14 protein-coding genes are annotated in these 17,617 nt (G+C 54.0%); 4 read left to right on the forward strand and 10 right to left on the reverse strand.

The window, feature by feature from the left end; translation table 11 throughout:
- Positions 1 to 24 precede the first annotated feature (24 nt).
- The gene (locus AWR26_RS08420) at positions 25 to 1,785 is read right to left on the reverse strand and encodes a DEAD/DEAH box helicase (RefSeq protein ID WP_064564938.1); all 1,761 of its coding nucleotides are present in this window, start codon (positions 1,783 to 1,785) and stop codon (positions 25 to 27) included.
- Between the two features lie 146 nt (positions 1,786 to 1,931).
- On the opposite strand from AWR26_RS08420, the gene rsuA reads away from it, so the two are divergent.
- The 3 genes from rsuA (at position 1,932) to AWR26_RS08435 (ending at position 4,531) form a co-directional block, all read left to right on the forward strand.
- Positions 1,932 to 2,639, forward strand: a complete 708-nt coding sequence (gene rsuA / locus AWR26_RS08425; protein WP_043952941.1) for a 16S rRNA pseudouridine(516) synthase RsuA — start codon at positions 1,932 to 1,934, stop codon at positions 2,637 to 2,639.
- A gap of 15 nt (positions 2,640 to 2,654) precedes the next feature.
- The gene (locus AWR26_RS08430; protein ID WP_064564939.1) at positions 2,655 to 3,848 is read left to right on the forward strand and encodes a Bcr/CflA family multidrug efflux MFS transporter; all 1,194 of its coding nucleotides are present in this window, start codon (positions 2,655 to 2,657) and stop codon (positions 3,846 to 3,848) included.
- Between the two features lie 338 nt (positions 3,849 to 4,186).
- Positions 4,187 to 4,531, forward strand: a complete 345-nt coding sequence (locus AWR26_RS08435) for a YejG family protein (RefSeq protein ID WP_064564941.1) — start codon at positions 4,187 to 4,189, stop codon at positions 4,529 to 4,531.
- 3 nt (positions 4,532 to 4,534) lie between these two features.
- Here the strand turns inward: AWR26_RS08435 and yejF are convergent, their stop codons facing one another.
- The 9 genes from yejF to AWR26_RS08480 all read right to left on the reverse strand — a co-directional run bounded on the left by yejF (position 4,535) and on the right by AWR26_RS08480 (position 16,175).
- The gene (gene yejF, locus AWR26_RS08440; RefSeq protein ID WP_043952944.1) at positions 4,535 to 6,124 is read right to left on the reverse strand and encodes a microcin C ABC transporter ATP-binding protein YejF; all 1,590 of its coding nucleotides are present in this window, start codon (positions 6,122 to 6,124) and stop codon (positions 4,535 to 4,537) included.
- Positions 6,125 to 6,126: 2 nt separating this feature from the next.
- The gene (locus AWR26_RS08445; RefSeq protein WP_064564943.1) at positions 6,127 to 7,152 is read right to left on the reverse strand and encodes a microcin C ABC transporter permease; all 1,026 of its coding nucleotides are present in this window, start codon (positions 7,150 to 7,152) and stop codon (positions 6,127 to 6,129) included.
- Positions 7,152 to 8,252 (reverse strand): microcin C ABC transporter permease YejB, encoded by a 1,101-nt coding sequence (locus AWR26_RS08450; RefSeq protein ID WP_064564946.1) that lies wholly within the window; start codon positions 8,250 to 8,252, stop codon positions 7,152 to 7,154. Before AWR26_RS08450 ends, AWR26_RS08445 begins: the two co-directional genes overlap by 1 nt.
- Positions 8,253 to 8,261: 9 nt before the next feature.
- Positions 8,262 to 10,070, reverse strand: a complete 1,809-nt coding sequence (locus AWR26_RS08455; protein ID WP_064564948.1) for an extracellular solute-binding protein — start codon at positions 10,068 to 10,070, stop codon at positions 8,262 to 8,264.
- Between the two features lie 95 nt (positions 10,071 to 10,165).
- Positions 10,166 to 11,722 (reverse strand): cyclic di-GMP phosphodiesterase, encoded by a 1,557-nt coding sequence (locus AWR26_RS08460; RefSeq protein WP_064564950.1) that lies wholly within the window; start codon positions 11,720 to 11,722, stop codon positions 10,166 to 10,168.
- 158 nt (positions 11,723 to 11,880) lie between these two features.
- Entirely contained in the window at positions 11,881 to 12,444 is a 564-nt protein-coding gene (mepS, locus tag AWR26_RS08465) for a bifunctional murein DD-endopeptidase/murein LD-carboxypeptidase (RefSeq protein WP_007371151.1), read from the reverse strand.
- Between the two features lie 422 nt (positions 12,445 to 12,866).
- Complete coding sequence (locus AWR26_RS08470; protein ID WP_043952949.1) at positions 12,867 to 13,568, reverse strand: phosphatase PAP2 family protein; 702 nt, start codon at positions 13,566 to 13,568, stop codon at positions 12,867 to 12,869.
- A gap of 36 nt (positions 13,569 to 13,604) precedes the next feature.
- Entirely contained in the window at positions 13,605 to 14,591 is a 987-nt protein-coding gene (locus AWR26_RS08475) for a CobW family GTP-binding protein (protein ID WP_064564951.1), read from the reverse strand.
- 117 nt (positions 14,592 to 14,708) lie between these two features.
- Complete coding sequence (locus tag AWR26_RS08480) at positions 14,709 to 16,175, reverse strand: mannitol dehydrogenase family protein (protein WP_064564953.1); 1,467 nt, start codon at positions 16,173 to 16,175, stop codon at positions 14,709 to 14,711.
- A 203-nt stretch (positions 16,176 to 16,378) separates the two neighbouring features.
- On the opposite strand from AWR26_RS08480, the gene uxuA reads away from it, so the two are divergent.
- Positions 16,379 to 17,569: a mannonate dehydratase gene (gene uxuA, locus AWR26_RS08485; RefSeq protein WP_064564955.1), complete on the forward strand. Its 1,191-nt coding sequence runs from the start codon at positions 16,379 to 16,381 to the stop codon at positions 17,567 to 17,569.
- Positions 17,570 to 17,617 lie beyond the last annotated feature (48 nt).

Genomic DNA, 17,617 nt, shown 5'->3' on the forward strand with positions numbered 1-17,617 from the left:
TCGATACATCAATCAAAAGTACGTTTACCCGCGCAATTCATGTGCCCGCCGGAAGCGACCCTCATAATCAAACACCTTTTCCCGCACCTGCCAGTACTGTCCTTTCATTCGGGCGACCACAAAATCGGGATGACGCAACAGCGCCTGCTGCGCCACGATATCGGCGGCGACAATCCAGCGCAGCGGCACGCCGGGCGTGCGCGTATGCGGGCGGATAAACAGCTGTTCGAAAGCGGTGCGCTGGGCAGGTGTCTGTAGACGGAAGCGCTCACTGACATCGGCACCGTCTTCATCGTAATAGGTGATTTTAAGCCATTCGCCTTTCTCATCGGTACCATGTTGTAACGTCATACCGCTACAGCGCAGCACCAGCGCGTCTTTTAACTTCAGCGCCGCTTTCAACATATCGTCCGGATCGACAAGCACAGTATCGCAGGCGCGGCAGCGGCGGGCCGCGATATCGTTTTCCGCGTTGCACTGCGGGCAGTTTTTAAAGCGAAAACGGTAATCACACTGCTCGCGGTTGCCTTCATCATCTTCCAGCCAGCCCTGGCAGCGGCGACCAAAGTGTTCAATCAGCGTGCCGTCGGCGGTGGTTTTTCCCCAGAAGGTGTTGGCGAAGCCGCAGCCGGGGCAGAAAACCTGCACCGGGACGTTATCGCTTTTGCCTTTCGGCGCACCAATTTCCGGCGCATAGAGATCGTGAGGGTTCCCGGCATAATCAAGGATTAGGCAGTCGGTTTTACCGGGCGCAAGCCGCAGGCCGCGTCCGACAATTTGCTGATACAGGCTGACGGATTCCGTTGGCCGTAAAATAGCAATTAAATCAACATGTGGCGCATCGAAACCGGTGGTCAGCACTGCCACGTTAACCAGGTAACGGAACTGCTGATTTTTGAATGCCTCAATCAACGCATCGCGTTGCGGGCCTGGCGTTTCTCCGGTGATGAGTGCCGCATCATTTGCGGGTAACAGACCGGTGATCTCCCGCGCATGCTCGACGGTCGCCGCAAAAATCATCACTCCTTTGCGCGTTTGCGCGAATTCAATAATCTGGCTGATGATATGCGGGGTAATGCGCTGCTGTTTTTTCAATTCGCGGTTAAGTTCGGCCTCGCTGAACAGCCCATTACTTTGCGCCTGTAAGCGGCTGAAATCGTACTGCACGACCGGCATATCCAGCCGTTCTGGCGGCGTTAAATAGCCGTGCTTGATCATATAACGCAGCGGCAGTTCATAAATGCAGTCGCGGAACAGCGCTTTTTCGTCGCCGCGTACCATGCCGTGATAATGAAAGCGGTAAATCCAGCCTTTTCCCAGCCGGAAAGGCGTGGCAGTAAGGCCAAGCAAACGCACGTGGGGGTTCACTTCGCGCAAGTGGCTGAGGATTTGCTGGTACTGGCTGTCGTCATCGTCGCTGATACGATGGCACTCGTCGATCACCAGCAGGGAAAACTCGCTCTGAAATTGCTCCAGGTTGCGCGCTACCGACTGTACGCTGCCGAACACCACTTTTCCGTGGCTCTGCTTACGTTTCAGCCCGGCGGCGAAAATATCGGCTTCCAGCCCCAGCGCAACATATTTCGCATGATTCTGCGCCACCAGCTCTTTGACGTGTGCCAGCACCAGTACGCGGCCACGCGCGAGCCGAGCCAGTTCAGCGATCACCAGGCTTTTTCCCGCGCCGGTAGGCAGCACAATCACAGCGGGTTCAGCATGTTTGCGAAAATGGGCGAGGGTGGCATCCACCGCTTCGCGTTGATAGGGGCGTAGCGTAAAAGTCATGGTCTCGATGAGTTGCAGGGTAACGCTGCACAGTATGCCACGAATCTTTCCTTTGAGCGGTTTGTGATGCTCGTTATACTGTCAGGGTTCATTTCTTCTTGTGGGCGTTTTGCCCGCACCCAGCACCATACAGGCCAGAAAAATTCATGCGACTTGATAAGTTTATCGCTCAGCAGCTTAGCGTCAGCCGGGCGATTGCCGGGCGTGAAATCCGCGCCAGCCGTGTTACCGTCGATGGCGACATCGTCAGAGATGCGGCCTTTAAACTGCAACCCGAGCACGAGGTTGAATACGAGGGCAATACCCTGGTTCAGCAGAATGGCCCGCGCTATTTTATGCTGCATAAACCGGAAGGTTACGTCTGTTCTACCGACGATCCGGATCATCCCACCGTGCTCTATTTCCTTGATGAGCCGGTTGCCCACAAGCTGCATGCCGCAGGGCGTCTGGATATCGACACAACCGGGCTGGTGCTGATGACCGATGATGGTCAGTGGTCGCACCGCATTACTTCGCCACGCCATCACTGCGAAAAAACCTATCTGGTGACGCTCGAATCCCCGGTCAGCGAAGAGACGGCCGCGCAGTTTGCTCATGGCATCCAGTTGCATAACGAGAAAGATCTCACCAAACCCGCAGTGCTGGAAGTCATCACCCCGACGCAGGTGCGCCTGACCATCAGTGAAGGTCGCTATCATCAGGTGAAACGCATGTTTGCGGCTGTCGGTAACCATGTCGTCGCGTTGCACCGCGAGCGGATCGGCGCGATTGTGCTGGATGAGGATCTGGCTCCCGGCGAGTATCGGCCGCTGACAGCAGATGAAATCGCCAGCGTTGGCATGCCTTTTCGTTAATTTCAGGAGATCTTCGTGACCAGCAGGCCACACTCTTCACTGAGTATTGTGTTCATTCTTGGCCTGTTGGCCATGCTGATGCCGTTATCCATCGATATGTATCTGCCGGCACTGCCGGTGATCGCCGAGCAGTTTGGCGTCCCGGCAGGCAGCGCGCAGATGACCCTCAGCACCTATATTCTGGGGTTCGCGGTGGGGCAGTTGCTGTACGGGCCGATGGCCGACAGCATCGGGCGTAAGCCGGTTATTCTCGGTGGTACGCTGATCTTTGCCGCCGCGGCTGTGGCTTGCGCACTGGCGCAGAGCATCGAACAACTGATCGCCATGCGCTTTTTCCACGGTCTGGCGGCAGCGGCATCGAGCGTGGTGATCAACGCCCTGATGCGCGATATCTACCCGCGTGAGGAGTTCTCGCGCATGATGTCGTTTGTCATGCTGGTCACCACTATTGCGCCATTGCTGGCACCAATGGTCGGCGGCGCGGTGCTGGTCTGGTTTAGCTGGCATGTTATTTTCTGGATCCTGGCGATTGCCGCGCTGCTGGCGTCGGTGATGATAATGCTGTTTATCCGCGAAACGCTGCCCGTCGAGAAACGCCATAAGTTTCACCTGCGCACCACCATTGGCAACTTTGCTTCACTGTTTCGTCACAAGCGCGTGCTGAGCTATATGCTGGCGAGCGGCTTCAGCTTTGCCGGAATGTTCTCCTTTCTCAGCGCCGGGCCGTTTGTCTATATCCAAATCAACCACGTTTCACCGCAGAACTTTGGTTACTACTTTGCGCTGAATATTGTGTTCCTGTTTATCATGACGATTATCAACGGCCGTTTTGTGCGTCGTGTCGGCGCGCTGAACATGTTCCGCAGCGGATTGTGGATCCAGTTCACAATGGCTATCTGGATGGTGGCAACAGCCTTGTTGGGCGTGGGCTTCTGGACGCTGGTGCTCGGCGTGGCGGCATTTGTCGGCTGTGTATCGCTGGTGGCATCGAATGCAATGGCCGTCATTCTTGATGAATTCCCACATATGGCAGGAACGGCCTCGTCGCTGGCGGGCACGTTCCGTTTCGGCATTGGCGCGATTGTCGGCGCATTGTTGTCGATGGCGACCTTTAACACCGCCTGGCCAATGATTTGGTCGATCACCTTTTGTGCGACCAGCTCAATCCTCTTTTACCTCTACGCCAGCCGTCCAAAGAAACCTGCCTGAATCCTCGCCAAAGGGAGCGTGAAAACGTTCCCTTTTTTGATGCATGTCAACCAGAAACGACATACATCCGCCCGCAATTGTTTATTTTATGTAAAATCAAATAGTGTAAAAAGTCACACCATTGTAGTGAAAAAGGTTGAGTTAGATCTCAGAAACGGGTACATATAGCGCGAAACAGGGTTCGTTGCTTACTCATTAAAACCCAGATAAATGAGCAGCCAGCCCATACGCTGCGCGGGATGTGGCCTTTTCTGCGTAGTTGACAAGATGAATTGTCAATAGTGTGTTAATATAGATGTGAAATATTTGTGAAGTGTAAGTGCTTCTGGGGAAAGAAAGTGAATACATTACAGCTCTCCATCATCCATCGTCTGCCCCAGTCTTATCGCTGGCTGGATGGTTTTGCAGGCGCGAAAGTTGAACCGATTCCGCAAAATGGTCAGTCTGCGGAAGACACTCTTGTCGCCTTAAAACTGCTTAGTCCGGACGGTGATAATGCCTGGCCGGTGATGCATAAGCTCAGCCAGGCGTTAAGTGATATTGAAGTGGATTGTTCCGTTCTGGAGTGCGAAGGGGAGCCGTGCCTGTTCGTCAACTGCCAGGATGAGTTCGCCGCGACCTGCCGCCTGAAAAACTTTGGCGTTGCCATCGCCGAACCCTTTTCCCGCCAAAACCCGTTCTGAGCGTCAGCTTAATGACAATAGCTGACGTGTATACGCCTGTTCCGGCGCGCTAAAAATACGCTGACATTCACCCTGCTCAACGACTTCGCCCTGCTTCAGCACAATGACCTGATGACATAACGCGCGGATCACCTGCAAATCGTGGCTGATGAAGATATACGCCAGCCGGTGCGTTTGCTGTAAAGACTTGAGCAACGTAAGAATCTGCGCCTGCACGGTGCGATCCAGCGATGAAGTGGGTTCATCCAGAATGATCAGTTCCGGTTTCAGGATTAGCGCGCGGGCAATCGCAATGCGCTGGCGCTGGCCGCCGGAAAACTCGCCGGGAAAACGCCGCCGCGTTTCGGGATCCAGGCCCACTTCCTGCATCACCTCAATCACTCTTTGCTCGCGGGCATTGCGCGTTAATGCCGGATGATGCACCCGTAAACCCTCTTCGATAATTTGCTGTGCGTTGAGGCGAGGATTGAGCGCGGAATTGGGATCCTGAAATACCACCTGGATGCGATGGCGCACCGGCAGCATCTGCTGACGATTCCAGAGATGCAGCGGCTTCCCATCAAAAAAAATCGTGCCCTGCGAAGCCACCAGACGCAGCAACGCAAGGCCGGTTGTGCTTTTACCGGATCCCGATTCGCCTACCAGACCCAGCGTTTCACCCGCCCGCAGGGAAAAGTTGATATTCCGCACCACCTGATTATGCGCAACCACACGCTTAAAAATCCCTTTATGCACCGGGAAGCTGACACCGAGATTTTGTACTTCCAGTAACGGCGGCGCATCGTCAGGCAGCGGAACGGGATCGCCCGATGGCTCGCTATTGAGCAACCGTTGGGTGTAGGGATGCGCTGGCGCGCTGAACAACGCCTGGGCGCTGTTTTGCTCGACGCAGCGACCGTTTTGCATCACGGCGACATTGTCTGCCAACTTGCGCACGATTCCCAAATCATGGGTGATAAACAGCAGACCCATATTCAACTCGTCGCGCAGTTCGCGCAGCAGCTTCAGGATTTGCGCCTGCACGGTAACATCCAGCGCGGTGGTGGGTTCGTCAGCAATCAGCAGCTCCGGGCGCGTCAACAGCGCCATGGCGATCATCACGCGCTGGCGTTCGCCACCGGAAAATTGATGTGGGAAATCCCCTAAACGCTGGCGTGCGTTTCGTATTCCGACCCGATCCAGGCAATCGAGGATCTCCGCGCGCGCGGCTTCACGACGCATACCCCGGTGCAGCGACAGCACCTCATAAAGCTGTTTTTCCAGCGTATGTAGCGGATTAAGCGACACCATCGGTTCCTGGAAAATCATGGCGATGGTATTGCCGCGCACACCGCGAAGCGTGCGTTCACTGGCATGCAGCAGCGACTCGCCGTGGAACAAAATATCACCAGCAGGATAAACCACCGGCGGCGAGGGCAGCAGACGCAGGATCGACAGTGCACTGACACTTTTGCCGGAGCCGGATTCGCCCACCAGCGCCAGCGTTTCACCGGCTTCGATACGCAAGGAGAGATCGCTGACGACGGTGCGTAACGTCTGTTGCTGACGAAAAGCAATAGAGAGGGAATCGATGGAGAGCAGGGGAGTGGCCATGGTTACACCGCCTTGTTCGGATCAAATGCGTCCCGCACCGCTTCGCCGATAAAAATCAACAGCGAGAGCAGCAGGGCGGTGGAGACAAACGCGGCGATCCCCAGCCACGGCGCCTGTAAGTTATTTTTTCCCTGTAGCAGCAACTCGCCCAGCGACGGTGAGCCAAGCGGCAAACCAAAGCCGAGGAAATCCAGCGAAGTCAGCGTTCCTACTGAGCCGCAAAGTACGAACGGCAGCAATGTCAGGGTGGCGACCATCGCATTAGGCAACATATGGCGCAGCATAATCGCCCGATCGCTAACCCCTAGCGCCTGGGCGGCTCGGATATAGTCAAAATTCCGCGTGCGCAGAAATTCCGCGCGGACCACACTGACCAGCGTCATCCAGCCGAACAACACAGTGATGCCCAACAGCCACCAGAAGCCTGGCTGGATCACGCTGGAGAGCAAAATAATTAAAAAGAGCGTTGGCAGACCGGACCAGACTTCAATAAAACGCTGGCCGAGCAGATCGATTTTACCGCCGTAATAGCCCTGTAATGCGCCGGCCAGGATGCCAATCACACTGGTACAAAAGGTCAACATCAGGCCGAACAACAGCGAAATTCGCGTACCGTAGAGGATCCGCGCCAGAACGTCGCCGCCATTTGCATCGGTGCCAAGCCAGTTCTGTGCTGAAGGCGGCGAGGGAAAGGGCGTAGTAGTCGCATAGTTAATGCTGCGCGCGCCGAATCGCACCGGCGCCCACAACGCCCAGCCGTGCTCTTCAAGCTGCTTTTTCAGCCACGGATCCTGATAATCCGCTGCGGTGGCCAGTGGGCCGCCAAAATCACTTTCACTGTAATTTTTCACCAGTGGCACATACCAGTGCCCTTCATAACGCACCAGCAGTGGCCGGTCATTCGCCACCAGTTCGGCAAACAGGCTCAGAATAAAAATGGTTAAAAAGATCCACAGCGACCAGTAACCGCGACGGTTATGGCGAAAGCGCTCCCAGCGCATCTGGTTGACATAGCTAAGTTGCAACATCAGCGTCCCTCGAAATCGATTCGCGGATCCACCAGCGTATAGGTGATATCACTGAGGATATTCAGCAGCAGGCCGATCAGAGAGAAAATATAGAGTGTGCCAAACATGACCGGGTAATCCCGCGAGAGCGTGGCTTCATAGCCCAGCAGGCCAAGACCGTTAAGCGAAAAAATCACTTCAATCAATAGCGAGCCGGTAAAAAACATGCTGATAAAGGTGGCCGGAAAACCGGCAATCACCAGCAGCATGGCGTTGCGAAACACGTGTTTGCGCATGATATTGCGCTCGCTGACGCCTTTGGCGCGAGCGGTAACCACATACTGTTTGCGGATCTCATCCAGAAAGGAGTTCTTGGTCAGCATCGTCAGCGCGGCTAAGCCGCCAATCACCGAGGCCAGTACCGGCAGAGTGATATGCCACAAATAGTCGGTAATTTTTTGATACCAGGGCAGCGTGTCGAAATTTGTCGAGACCAGTCCGCGAAGCGGGAAAATATCGTAATAGCTGCCGCCGGAAAAAAAGATAATCAGCAGGATCGCGAACAGGAAAGAGGGGATTGAATAGCCAACGATGATGACCGCACTGCTCCAGATGTCGAAACGGCTGCCGTTGTAGACTGCTTTGCGAATGCCGAGCGGTATCGACACCAGATAGACGATCAGCATTGCCCACAGGCTGACAGAGATAGAAACCGGCAGGCTGTCTTTAATCAATTGCAGCACTGAGGCGCTGCGAAACAGGCTGTCACCGAAGTCGAAGCGTATATAGTCCCACAGCATTTTGAAGTAGCGCTGGTACAGCGGCTTATCAAAACCATAGCGCTTTTTGATCTCTTCAATGACTTGCGGATCGAGGCCGCGCCCGCCGCGATAGTGGCTGTCATTACTGAGGGCATCGCCCACGCCGGTTCGTGCATGGGTCGCGCCCATACCACCTGCACCGCTACCGGGCAATGCGTTACGATCGCCAAACTCAATTGCGGCAATGGCCTGATCGACCGGGCCGCCAGGGGCAATCTGCACAATGAAAAAGTTAATGGTGATAATGGCCCAGAGAGTGGGAATTATCAGCAGTAAGCGGCGAATGATATAGGCGCCCATTCGGTCTCCTTAACGTCTGGCTGCTGGCAATTTTGCCGCTTTATTTACGTCATACCACCAGGTATCAAAACCCAGGGAGTAGAGGGGGCGAACGCCTGGCATCGAGAATTTATCCCACCAGGCGATGCGATCGGCCGACATATACCACATGGGCAGCATGTAATAATTCCAGGTCAGTACGCGATCCAGCGCGCGGCCAAGCGGCAGCAGTTTCTCTTTATTGCCTTGCCAGTGTGCGATCTGGGCGATCAGATTATCCACCGCCGGGTTTTTGACACCGGGCGCGTTATAGGAAGAGTCAATGTATTGCGAGCTCCAGGCAATTTGCAGATCCTCACTCGGCCACAATTGCGCCCGCCATACGCGTGGCATCATATCGTAATCGCGGCTGCGCAAGCGGCTGGTGGCCTGCGAGTTATCGACCTGGCGCACTTCCATATCGATGCCCAGGCGTGCGAGGCTGTGCTGGAACGGGAGCACCCATAAGGTATCGCCGCCGGAAGGCAGCAGCAGCTCAAAGGTGAAAGGCTGGCCGGTTTGCGCATTCACACGCCGCTGGTTTTTTAGCACCCAGCCCGCTTCCGTCAGCAGTTTGTCGGCTTTGAGCAGATTTGCCCGGTCATAACCGCTGCCGTCGGATTTTGCCGGTGTGTAAACGGAAGTGAAAACTTCTGGCGGTACTTGTGCTTTCAGCGGCGCCAGCAGGACTAATTCATCCGCATCGGGATAACTGCGCGCGGCGTATTCAGTATTCTGGAAATAGCTGTTAGCGCGGCTGTAGGCACCGTAAAACAGCGCTTTGTTCATCCATTCAAAATCAAAGGCCAGCGAGATGGCTTCGCGGACGCGGCGATCGCTGAAGATTGGCCGCTGAATATTAAACGCCAGCCAGCGCGTATCCTGTGCTGATGCGTTCGGTTGTTCATCTTTAACTATATAGCCATTGCTGAAGTTGCTGCCGGTATAGCGCGTAGCCCAGTTTTTGGCATCACTTTCGCTGCGCATATCGAATGCGCCCGCCTTAAAGGCTTCGAACGCGACATTATCGTCGAGGTAGTAATCGTAACGGATCGAGTCGAAATTCCAGCGCCCGCGGTTAACCGGCAGATTCGCGCCCCAGTAATCCTTGACCCGACTATAAGTAATGTACTGCCCCATGCGCCAGGCGCTGATGCGATAAGGACCGCTGCCCAGCGGTGGGTGCGAGAGTGGTTCATCCAGCCGGTGATCTTTCCAGAATTTTTCCGGCATCACTGGCAGCGTCAGCAGGCTAAGCATGCTCTCTTTACTGGGTTTCGCCAGCACAATGCGCACGGTCAACGGCGAAATCGCTTTCACCGTCGTTCCTTTGTAGACCAGGCGAAATTGCGGCACGCCTTCGGTCATAAATTTTTGAAAGGTAAAAGCCACATCGCTGGCGCGGATGGGTGAGCCGTCGTGAAATGTCGCGCGGGGGTTCAGCGAGACCTCCATCCAGGAGAAGTCGTCAGCATAGCGGGCCATTTCTGCCACCAACGGGTAGTAACTGCCGGGTTCATCATCGGAGGTGGTAAACAGGGAATCGTACAGCGACTCAGTGCGGACTGCGGCGTTTCCCCGCATGGCAAAACGGTTGAAGTTATCGAAGGTGCCAATCACTGACAGCATCGCATTCCCGCCTTTCGGTGCGGCAGGATTCACATAGTCAAAATGGGTAAAGTTGATGGCGTATTTAGGCTCGCCGATCACGGCAAATGAGTCGCTCTCTTTAATGATCTGGGCCTGGCAAGCCAGCGTGGCAAACGCCAGCACGAAAGCTGAAATACGCAAAAACTTCATTCGCTGTGTTCCTGTGAACGGCGCAGCAGCAGGCGCCTTAACCTCTAATCATTGAATAATAAGGGAGGCCCGGCAGGTTGTGAAATAATTCGCGCCTATAGCCGGGCGGAAAATAGCGGCGGCTGCCATTCGGTAAACTGTTGTAGCGTCATCGGACGGCTAAAATAGTAGCCCTGCATATAGTGAACGCCATGTTCGCGCAGCCATCGGGCTTGCTCTGGCGTTTCAACACCTTCGGCGACCGTCAGCATATTCAGCTTTTTTGCCAGCGTCAGCACGGCATCAAGCACGGGCGACGTCACGGTTTCTGTGCCAATGGCATTAACGAAGCCACGGTCGATTTTCAGATAATCCATTGTGAAGCGTTCCAGATAAATCAGCGCGCTGTGTCCGGTGCCGAAATCATCAATAGCCGTTTCGTAGCCCTCTTCACGGAGCTGCTCAAACCGCGCAGTCACTTCGTTAAAACGCAACATATCCCGCTCGGTGATCTCCAGTACGATACTGAAATGGTGAGCGGGGAGCGAACGCGATAGCTGGCGAATATCCTGCATAAAATGTTCATCTTGCAGGTGACCAGGGGCAATGTTAATGCCCAGTTTTGCCCCTTCGGGCAGCAGCGTCTTTAATCGCGGCGCATCGTGGGCGATTAAGCGGAACAGATGCTGCGTCAGCGGCACAATCAGTTGCTGGGCTTCTGCAAAATGAATAAATGCATCCGGCGGGATTTCACCTGCCGTTGGATGCTTCCAGCGCATCAGAACTTCAACGCCGGTGACCTGCAAATTTTTCGCTTCCACCACCGGCTGGTAAACAACATAGAATTGATCGCGCTTGATACCGGTCAGGATCTCGCGGCCAGGGGTGAGATTGTTTTGCAGAATATAGGCGGTCAGCAGGCCAAAAAGCATGCCGAAAGTCGCTCCAAGCAGCACGGCGAATTGAACATCCTCAGGCCGCCACTTTTCCGCATAGAGATAAAATTCGATGGGTGAACCTTCAATGTGCGTGGTTCGTATCGGCGGCGGGGTTATTGTGCTCAGGTCAACTAAACCGGGGGAAAAGGTGGAAACGGCACGATTGCCGATGCCCAGCGCCACGCCGGTCAGATCGGGGCGCTGCGAGGTATAGAGCATATAAGGCGTCAGATTGATGTTCAGCGTGGCGAGCACCCCGCGATTCTCGAGGAGCGGGCTACGAAACCAGACGGCGATGGCGGGTTTGTTCGGCATCATCGGTGTGCCGGGCAGTAACACCATATCCAGGTTTTTTGTCAGGTTGAGATCCGGTACCAGATCTTTCATTGCCATACTCATCTCGCCGGTGGCCGATGAACAAAAGGCCCGCTGATCTTTTACCAGCAGAAACGCACGCACGTTAATCGTGAATGCGGCTCTGGAGGTCAGCGCGCCGACGACGACAGGACACTCATCCAGCGTGAGCGGTTGCAGCGATTCTGCTGTTGTGCGTATTTCATTGAGATAGCCTGAGAGCCAGTGCTGAATGTTATTCACTAATGCGGTATAGCGATCTTCGCGTTTATGTTGCTCCAGCCCCAATTGCAGTCCACCGACAATCAATGCAGCGAGTACGCCCGCGATCAGGCTTATCAATATAATTTTGCGGTTCAGGGAAAAATAGCGGCTGAACATAGTGTGAGATCCATTCCAGGCGTTCAGAGATGCGGGAGCAATGTTGCCGGACTATAACTTGAAAAGAAGGGGATGGCACATAACAGGCATAAAAAAACACCGCCGAAGCAGTGTTTTTAGACTCAATGCCAGTTCAAGGGTAAACCGGCATTAAGCAATTAGCTGCGTGTAAGGATGCGTCGCGCTTCGTTGTAGCGCTTCTTCCAGTAAGGCTCATCCATGCTGGAAATCATCACACCGTTGCTGGTGGAAGCATGAACAAACTGGTTGTTGCCAATATAGATGCCAACGTGTCGGCCCGTTGAACCCGCCCTGAACAGAACCAGATCGCCTGTACGCAAACTGGTGCGCGAGATGGACTTACCGGTTTCCTGCTGTTCCCATGTGGAACGCGGCAGTTCTAAACCAAACTGTTCACGGAAGGTGCGCTGCACGAAACCAGAACAGTCGATGCCTTTTTTGGTGTCGCCGCCAAGACGGTAGCGAACGCCTTTCCAGTCAGCGTATTGATCCATAATGCGGCTTTTTACGTCCAGATTACGAACCATATTTTCAAATTCATCCTGAGAGGTTTGCAGTGAAGAACTGTCTTCACCCACAGCAAGCGTCTCAGAATGCATGTTTTTTGCGGTATTTGTAGAACAAGCAGAGAGCAGTACCGCTACTGCAATTGCAGGGATCGCCCGCAAGATATATCTCAAAATCGGCTGAGATTTGACCATATTGCTTATTTTCCCTTGAAGTCCTTAACGATAAATATCGTTATAAAAATGCCAACGCAGCGAGATTAATTATCTGAAGGCATCGAGACAATTACTCCGGCATAGATTTGTGGAAGAACGCACAAAAATACGCACAATGAGAATAACAGCACTCTTTGCGACAAGACGAACCGAGGTTACCTGAACATCCTGGGCATGGCGAGCGCTTTTCTGCATTTTTTTATAAGAAATTATGATACAGAAAGTGAATTTCCTGAAATGCTCAAAAATTAACCCGTGCAGTGTAAAAAGCACGCAATGTGCTAATTCATATGCAGTTTACCATGACAGGAAAATGACAATAGCGGGAAAAGGCGGCAGATTTGAATTAGGGATCGAAAACGATCCCTAATGGATGACATTAATTGATGTTGGGTGATTGTTTAAACTTTGTTATTTCCAGGCAAATAATGATCAAACAATGCGATAATTTTATCGCTTAGCGGCGTTAACAGACACCACGGCAGACCAATCAGCACGGCGGATAACGAACCAACAGCAATATCCGTAAACCAGTGCGCACCGATCATGACGCGCGGGAAAGCGAAAACCACAAAAATAATCAGGGCAATGCCAAATGCTTTTTTGCCGAAATAACGCCACATCACCGCAGCGAAAATAAGCAACATCATTCCATGGTCGCCGGGGAAACTATCCTTCGAGGCGTCTTTGGTCGGGAAATCGAGCAGCTCGCTGACCCGATGTATATCGGTAAAGTAGAGTGACGGGCTCGCGCGTTGTACCGGCATCAGATGCTGCGCCAGCTGGTTTACCACTACAGCAATCAATAACATGGTCAGACCGATGATTACCACACGGCGACGGCCGGTGCGATCGGCTGGCAGCCAGAACGACAGCATCAGGCAGCCCATGGCGACCAGCGAACAGGCATCGAACGCGCGGTTATTGGTTAGCGCCACCAGCCAAAGCAGGGCGCGGTTTTCTACCAGCCCACGGTTGAAGAAGTGAAAAATGGCTGAGTCCAGCGGAAACCAAAAACCATGATTTACAGGCAGATACCAGCACATAAATAACGCCAGCCCAGCGGCATTCAGCAAAATAATCAGGGGCAGATGAGTTTTCATTACTTAAGGATTCTTAATAAACACAAGGGGGGAACGTTAGTGTTCCGGACTTAAACGAAGCTTCAACAAAGCGGACTGAAGCGTGTTCCAGTCGGCTTCTGAGGCAGTGATTAGCTCAATTCGACTATCCGGCGGCGCAACATTCTGCGTTTCGAGATGAAAATCCTCTCCCTGACGATTCACCCGCAGCAGGCCTTCCGGAATGCGCATAACGCCTTTGACACGCTCAACTGGGGCACGACGCACCCATTCAAGCAGGCCAATGGTGTCAAACACCGTCTCTTCATCAAAAATCCAGCCGCATGCCTGATGACCCTGGCCGCTGTTCAGACTGCGACGCCAGCGTTGATGCGCTGGCAGGCTCAGCGCCGCAAGACCTTTCCGCTCGCCGTGCGTGTGGTCATGCGCGGCACTGGAAGGGAGTTCCCGCAGATTACGGCGCGGGCGATCGAGCAACGCGCCATCAATCGCGCCCTGGGTGACGCTGACCCGTAGACGCTCGCCGCCAAAGCGGGACCACCATGCTTCCAGCGCTTGCTGGCTCTCTACGGTTGCACGATCCTGTTTATTAGCGACTATGATGTCGGCCGCCGCCAGTTGATCGCGGAAATTGTCATTAGTGAGCGCTTTCTCATCCAGCAACTGACGGGGATCAAGCAAACAGAGGGTGGCGCGCAGATCGATCCATGGTTCGTAGACCGGGTCCGTCAACATATTGAGGATCTGTTTCGGGTGGCCGAGCCCGGTCGGTTCAATCAACAGACGGTCGGGCTTGCCCTGGCGCAGCAGGGTGTTCAACCCCACCTGCATCGGCAGACCATTTACGCAGCACATGCAACCACCGGGGATCTCTTTAAGCAGTGCGCCGCTGTCGGCAAGCAATGCGCCGTCGATACCGACTTCGCCAAATTCATTCACCAGCACTGCCCATTTCTCCTGCGGATCTTTATTCGCCAGCAGGTGCAAAATAGAGGTGGTTTTGCCGCTTCCGAGAAAGCCGGTAATGAGATTGGTTCTGGTCACAAAAGCTCCTGTCGTCAATAAAACGTAGGTGATCTGTGATCCTGGCGAAAAAAATGAGAAAAGAGAAGGGCGCGGATGGTGTTAAATGCGAACCATCCGCGTAAACCGCAGCAATTGCTAAGCGCTGAGTACGCGTTTTACCGCGTCGTGTGCACCATAGGCGGCAATGTTTTGCCAAGCGTCGCCAACGGCATCGACAAACAGCGGATTAAGCGGCAGATCGTTACCGAATATCTCCTTCAGCGCCAGCAGCGCAGTCACGCGCTCAGCTTCGTTACTGGTTTCGACAATGGCGTGAATTTTGTCTGCCAGCGGATCGCGAACATCAATAGGCTGCCCGGCATCATCTACACCGCTGACATAACGCATCCAGCCGGCAATGCCCAGCGCCAGTAGCGGCCAGCGACTTTCCCGCTGTAAATGGACGCGAACGCTATCGAGCATGCGCTGCGGTAGTTTTTGGCTGCCATCCATGGCGATTTGCCAGGTGCGGTGTTTCAACGCCGGGTTAGCGAAGCGTTCAAGCAGGCTGTCAGCATAAGCTGTAAGATCGACACCGGTGATACGCAGGGTTGGCGCTTGCTCATCCAGCATCAGACGACGCGCAGCTTCGCGGAATGCTTCATCCTGCATGCAGTCATTAATATGCGCAAAACCGGCCAGATACCCCAGATAAGCAAGGAAAGAGTGGCTGCCGTTAAGCATTCGAAGTTTCATCTGTTCCCACGGCTGCACATCCTGCACCAGTTGTACGCCTGCGACTTCCCACTGCGGACGCCCGGCGACGAAATTATCTTCAATTACCCACTGGATAAACGGCTCGCAGCTGATGGCGCAGGGGTCGAAAACGCCCAGAACATCGCTGATTTCCGCCAGCGATTCGTCTGTTGCTGCCGGTACAATGCGATCGACCATTGTGGCCGGAAAACTGACATTCTCCGCGATCCAGTGCGCCAGTTCCGGTGAACGGGTTTTTGCCATGCCCAACACCGCATTTTTCACAATGTGACCGTTATCGGGAATGTTATCGCAGGAGAGTACAGTAAATGGCGGCAGCCCGCGCTCGCGGCGGCGATACAATGCTTCAACCAGAATGCCCGGCGCCGAGTGCGGCTCGTGTGGATACTGAAGATCATGTTCAATACGTGGCTGGCGCAGATCCAACTGGCCGCTGGCCGGGTCGATACAGTAGCCTTTTTCGGTAATCGTCAGCGAAACAATCGCCACCTGCGGTTCACAAAATTTCTCAATGATGGCTGGCAGGGAATCGAGCTTTGCATTCAGGCACTCGTTGACTGCGCCGACAATAATCGGCTGATTGCCGGTTGCGCCTTTCTCCAGCACGGTATACAGATGATCCTGCTCGCGCAGTTGCGACATCAGTACATCACCGCTGAATAAGCTGATTTCACAAATCCCCCAGTCGCCGCCCTGCGCATTCAGCACCCGGTCGGTCAATAGCGCCTGATGCGCGCGATGAAACGCGCCAAAACCGAAATGCACGATGCGCGAGCGCAGCTGTGCGCGATCATACTGAGGTTGCTGTACCGTGGCGGGAAGCGATGCGGAAGCAATAGTCTTCATCTGTATACACCTGATTAACCAATAATTAACAACAGCAGTGTAAAGTTATATGACAGCAAAAAAAATTGGTATGCCTTAAATATCCGGGGAATGTGAGCTGGATCAATCATTGCTGTGGGAATATTTGACCATTCCGGCTAAGCATGTATGGTAGTCGTCATGCAATGATGTGTATTGGTATAACAACTTTAGAGGGTAAGGCGATGGAACAAACCTGGCGTTGGTACGGACCGAACGATCCGGTATCTCTTGACGATGTGCGGCAGGCAGGTGCAACCGGCGTGGTCACTGCGCTGCACCATATTCCGAATGGCCAGGTGTGGCCAGTTGAGGAGATTAAGGCGCGTCAGGCGTTACTGGCGGAAAAAGGGCTGACCTGGTCGGTGGTGGAAAGCATCCCGGTACATGAAGATATCAAAACTCATTCCGGCCAGTATGAAACCTGGATCGCCAATTACCAGCAGAGTATCCGTAACCTGGCAACCTGCGGTATCGATACGGTCTGCTACAACTTTATGCCGATCCTCGACTGGACGCGTACCGATCTCGAATATCAATTGCCGGACGGTTCCAAAGCGCTGCGTTTCGACCAGATCGCCTTCGCTGCTTTTGAACTGCATATCCTCAAACGCCCAGGCGCGGAAGCGGACTACAGCGAAGAAGAGCAGCGCCAGGCGCAGGCTTACTTCAACGCGATGAGCGAAGCGGAAGTCGAAAAGCTGACACGCAATATCATCGCCGGTCTGCCGGGCGCTGAAGAGGGTTATACGCTGGATCAGTTCCGCGCGCGTCTGGCGGAATATGATGGTATCGATAAAGCGCAACTGCGTGAAAACATGGCTTATTTCCTGCGCGCTATTGTACCGGTTGCTCAGGAAGTGGGCGTACGTCTGGCGGTTCACCCGGACGATCCGCCGCGTCCAATCCTCGGCCTGCCGCGTATCGTTTCGACTATTGAAGATATGCAGTGGCTGAAAGAAGCTGTCGACAGCATCAATAACGGTTTCACTATGTGTACCGGTTCATACGGTGTGCGTGCTGATAACGACCTGGTGCGGATGATTGAAACCTTCGGCGATCGCATCCACTTTACGCACCTGCGCGCAACGTGCCGCGAAGATAACCCGAAAACCTTCCACGAAGCTGCGCATTTGCAGGGCGATGTGGATATGGTCTCGGTTGTGGCCGCGATTCTGACTGAAGAGCAGCGCCGCAAGAAAGCAGGCGATCTGCGCCCGATCCCGTTCCGCCCGGATCATGGTCACCAGATGCTGGACGATCTGCGTAAGAAAACCAATCCGGGTTACTCGGCGATTGGTCGTCTGAAAGGGATGGCGGAAGTGCGCGGTGTTGAGCTGGCGCTGAAGAAAACCCTGTTCCGCGATTTGCTGTAATGTGATGTAAAGCAAAGCGCCATCAGGCAAAAAAAAGCCACTTCAATG

The sequence above is a fragment of the Kosakonia oryzae genome, from assembly GCF_001658025.2.
GTDB classification, from domain to species: Bacteria; Pseudomonadota; Gammaproteobacteria; order Enterobacterales; family Enterobacteriaceae; genus Kosakonia; species Kosakonia oryzae.

Bases quoted from the DNA above. Each gene is read 5' to 3' on its own strand.
- uxuA (WP_064564955.1), top strand. From the start codon at position 16,379: ATGGAACAAACCTGGCGTTGGTACGGACCGAACGATCCGGTATCTCTT.
- AWR26_RS08470 (WP_043952949.1), bottom strand. From the start codon at position 13,568: ATGAAAACTCATCTGCCCCTGATTATTTTGCTGAATGCCGCTGGGCTG.
- AWR26_RS08455 (WP_064564948.1), bottom strand. From the start codon at position 10,070: ATGAAGTTTTTGCGTATTTCAGCTTTCGTGCTGGCGTTTGCCACGCTG.
- AWR26_RS08480 (WP_064564953.1), bottom strand. From the start codon at position 16,175: ATGAAGACTATTGCTTCCGCATCGCTTCCCGCCACGGTACAGCAACCT.
- rsuA (WP_043952941.1), top strand. From the start codon at position 1,932: ATGCGACTTGATAAGTTTATCGCTCAGCAGCTTAGCGTCAGCCGGGCG.
- mepS (WP_007371151.1), bottom strand. From the start codon at position 12,444: ATGGTCAAATCTCAGCCGATTTTGAGATATATCTTGCGGGCGATCCCT.
- yejF (WP_043952944.1), bottom strand. From the start codon at position 6,124: ATGGCCACTCCCCTGCTCTCCATCGATTCCCTCTCTATTGCTTTTCGT.
- AWR26_RS08445 (WP_064564943.1), bottom strand. From the start codon at position 7,152: ATGTTGCAACTTAGCTATGTCAACCAGATGCGCTGGGAGCGCTTTCGC.
- AWR26_RS08460 (WP_064564950.1), bottom strand. From the start codon at position 11,722: ATGTTCAGCCGCTATTTTTCCCTGAACCGCAAAATTATATTGATAAGC.
- AWR26_RS08450 (WP_064564946.1), bottom strand. From the start codon at position 8,252: ATGGGCGCCTATATCATTCGCCGCTTACTGCTGATAATTCCCACTCTC.
- AWR26_RS08420 (WP_064564938.1), bottom strand. From the start codon at position 1,785: ATGACTTTTACGCTACGCCCCTATCAACGCGAAGCGGTGGATGCCACC.